The sequence below is a fragment of the Microcystis sp. LEGE 08355 genome (genome assembly GCF_015207185.1).
In the GTDB taxonomy this organism is placed as follows: domain Bacteria; phylum Cyanobacteriota; class Cyanobacteriia; order Cyanobacteriales; family Microcystaceae; genus Microcystis; species Microcystis panniformis.
Genome location: NZ_JADEXI010000509.1, coordinates 1 through 3,339 on the forward strand (window position 1 = coordinate 1; position 3,339 = coordinate 3,339).

At 42.8% G+C, this 3,339-nt stretch carries 1 protein-coding gene; it reads left to right on the top strand.

The annotated features are described in order from the left end of the window. Positions 1-174 precede the first annotated feature (174 nt). Positions 175-3,279, top strand: coding sequence for an efflux RND transporter permease subunit (locus IQ242_RS20180; RefSeq protein WP_193961180.1), 3,105 nt, complete (start codon positions 175-177; stop codon positions 3,277-3,279). Positions 3,280-3,339: the final 60 nt, after the last annotated feature.

Here is a 3,339-nt window from a genome sequence, read left to right on the forward strand (position 1 = left end):
TCAGTTATCAGTTATCAGTTATCAGTTATCAGTTATCAGTTATCAGTTATCAGTTATCAGTTATCAGTTATCAGTTATCAGTTATCAGTTATCAGTTATCAGTTATCAGTTATCAGTTATCAGTTATGGGTTCACTGTTTACTGTTTACTGTTTACTCTCCCCCATAGATAATCATGTCAGAAAATATCTCCCTAAGCAGTCTATCAATTCGTCGTCATATAGGAGTATTGATGTTAACTATAGCAGTTATCATCATCGGTCTTTTTTTTCTAAATCGTTTAGAAGTGGACTTGCTACCTTCTATCACTTATCCCCGCATTAGTTTAAGGATGAATGTCCCGGGAGTTTCCCCGGAAGTTATTCTCGAAGAAGTAACTAAACCCCTAGAAGAGGGAATGAGTGCCACCGAGGGAGTAGTGCAAGTTTATTCAGAAACTCGCGAGGGAAGGATGCGAGTAGATTTATTTTTTCAACCGGGGGGAGATTTAAATGTTGCTTTAAATGAAGCTACCGAAAGTTTTAATCGTGTCCGACAAAATTTACCCGATATTATTGAGGAACCGCGCTTAAACAAATTTGAACCCTCTCGTTTACCCGTCTATGAATTTGCTCTCGTTTCTGATACCCTACCCCTAAAAGATTTAAGATTATTTGCCGATGAAGAATTAGGTAGAGAATTAGGATTTGTGGGAGGAGTGGCAGTGGTGGACGTGATTGGGGGAGTTAGAGAAGAAATTCAAGTTAATATTGACCTGCAGCGATTACAATCTTTAGGAGTGGGATTAAATCAGGTTTTAGACACCCTAAAAAGACGTAATCAGGACATCTCTGGGGGCCGACTAGAGGGAGAAACTGGGGAACCTTTAACCCGCGCAGTGGGGAAATTTAAAAACGTAGCGGATATCCAAGATTTAGCACTGACCGATAGTAATAATCCCGAAGAAAAAATCTATCTGCGGGATGTGGCCAGAGTTATCGATGGGACAGAAGAACAAAGAATTTTTGTCACCCTAAATGGAAAAAATGCCGTGCGGGTTAGCGTCCAAAAACAACCCAATGCGAACACGATTGCTGTGGTAGAAGGGGTCAAAAAACGCATTGCCGAATTAAAAAAATCCGGGTTGATTCCAGAGGGGATGCAAGTCGTCCCCACTACCGATGAGTCTGTATTTATCCAAAATGCGGTTAATAACGTGGTTTCGTCGGGACTAGCAGGGACAATTCTAGCAGGATTGACTGTATTCGTCTTTCTCGGTTCCCTGCGACAGACTTTTATCATTACCCTAGCGATTCCTCTTTCTACCCTGGTCGCAATCATCTGTATGAAGTTATTTGGGTTATCGATAAATGTGTTTAGTTTGGGAGGATTGGCCCTAGGGGTGGGTATCGTGGTGGATAATTCCATTGTCATGCTGGAAAATATTGCCCTCAAGGTTAATCAAAACCAAAATAAGCGAGATTTTTTAGAAATTGCCCGGAATAGCAGCCAAGAGGTAGAATCTGCTTTAGTGGCCTCCACTGCGACTAATCTCGTCTCTATCCTGCCATTTTTATTACTGGGTGGTTTTATTTCCCTGCTGTTTAACGAGATTATCCTCACTATCAGTTTTGCTGTGGCTGCTTCTCTCCTGTGTGCGTTAACCGTTGTTCCCATGTTAGCCAGTCGTTTGTTAAATATGCAGGTTGACCGTGGTATTCAGCGATTTTGGCTCTTAAAAGTCTTTAGTCAACGTCTAGAAGGTTTAACCATTCTCTACGGTCGTTGTTTAGCTAAAATCATCCGCTACAGAATACCTGTTATCCTACTGGCCTTTTTAATTTTAGGGGGAAGTAGTTTCTATCTCTGGCAATATATCCCCCAGGAAGTCTTTAGTCGTATTCAAACCGGACAGGTGAGCCTTTTTGCTCAATTTCCCCCCGGTACCAATTTAAATACTAACCGTCAGGTGATGCGGGAAGTAGAAAAGATTTTATTATCACAACCGGAAACTGAGTATGTTTTTACTACCAGTGGCGGTTCTCTTTTTGGCACAACTACCAATGAAAATATTTTGCGCGCTTCTAGTACGATTAATCTCAAACAAGGCACTAATACAGAAGCATATATCGAACGCATGAGCAAAGCACTAGAGCAATTAAACCTCGTTAACGTGCGTTTGCGTCTCACCCCCGGTCAAGTGCGCGGTATTATTCTTAATAACTCTCCCTCCGTCGGTGCTGACGTGGATGTGATGTTACAGGGACCCGATGGGAAAACTTTAGAGCAAGCTGGTGAAGAAATCCTCAGTATTCTCGATGAAAAAGTCCCTAGTGCCCGTTTTCGTCCCGATGCTGACCCCAGACAACCGGAAATCCAGATTAAACCCGATTGGACCCGCTTAAATAGTTTGGGATTGAGTACCTTGGAAGTGGGACAAACGCTACGGACCGCTATTCAAGGATCGATCCCCACCCAACTGCAACGGGGAGAAAGATTAATCGATATCCGGGTGCAATTAGACCCCGACTCGCGGCAAAAAATTAGTGACATCTCACAAATACCTATTTTTGTCAATAGACAAGAAGACTTAAAATTAGCAGATATCGCCAGGATTGAAGGGGGAAAAACCCCAGCAGTCATCCAGAGAATTAATCAGCGTCAAGTTTTTATTATTATCGGCAGTTTAGTCGAGGGTGCGAAATTAAGTGACGCACTCGCGGGAGTACAATCGGTTTTAAATTCCACTCCCTTACCCGATGGTATCAGCATTTTACCCAGTGCTGCTGCCATGTCTAATCAAGAAATTCAGGGTTCTTTGGGTTTATTAGCGGGTTTATCGGTATTTTTAGTCTTTGTGGTCATGGCCGTGCAGTATAACTCGCTTATAGACCCTTTGGTGATTATGTTAACCGTTCCTTTGGCCCTAGCGGGGGGAATTTTTGGGCTATATTGGACTAAAACCCCGATTAATGCCATTGTCATCGTCGGGGTGGTTTTATTGGTGGGCATTGTGGTTAATAACGGGATTATTATGGTGGAATTGGCCAATCAATTGCGGCAAGAATTCGGTTTTACTCGACTACAAGCCATTTTAAAGGCCGCTCCCCAACGTTTACGACCGATTTTGATGACCACCGTGACCACGGTTTTAGGTTTATTTCCCCTCGCTTTAGGATTGGGAGAGGGGGGAGAATTCCTGCAACCTTTAGGAATTGTCGTTTTTTCGGGTTTGTCTTTAGCAACTCTGTTAACTCTGTTTATTATTCCCTGTTTTTACGTTTTATTCTCCAGAAAATAATCTTCTTGGACAGTAGGGTGTAGGGTGTGGGGTGTAGGGTGTGGGGTGTAGGGTGTAGGG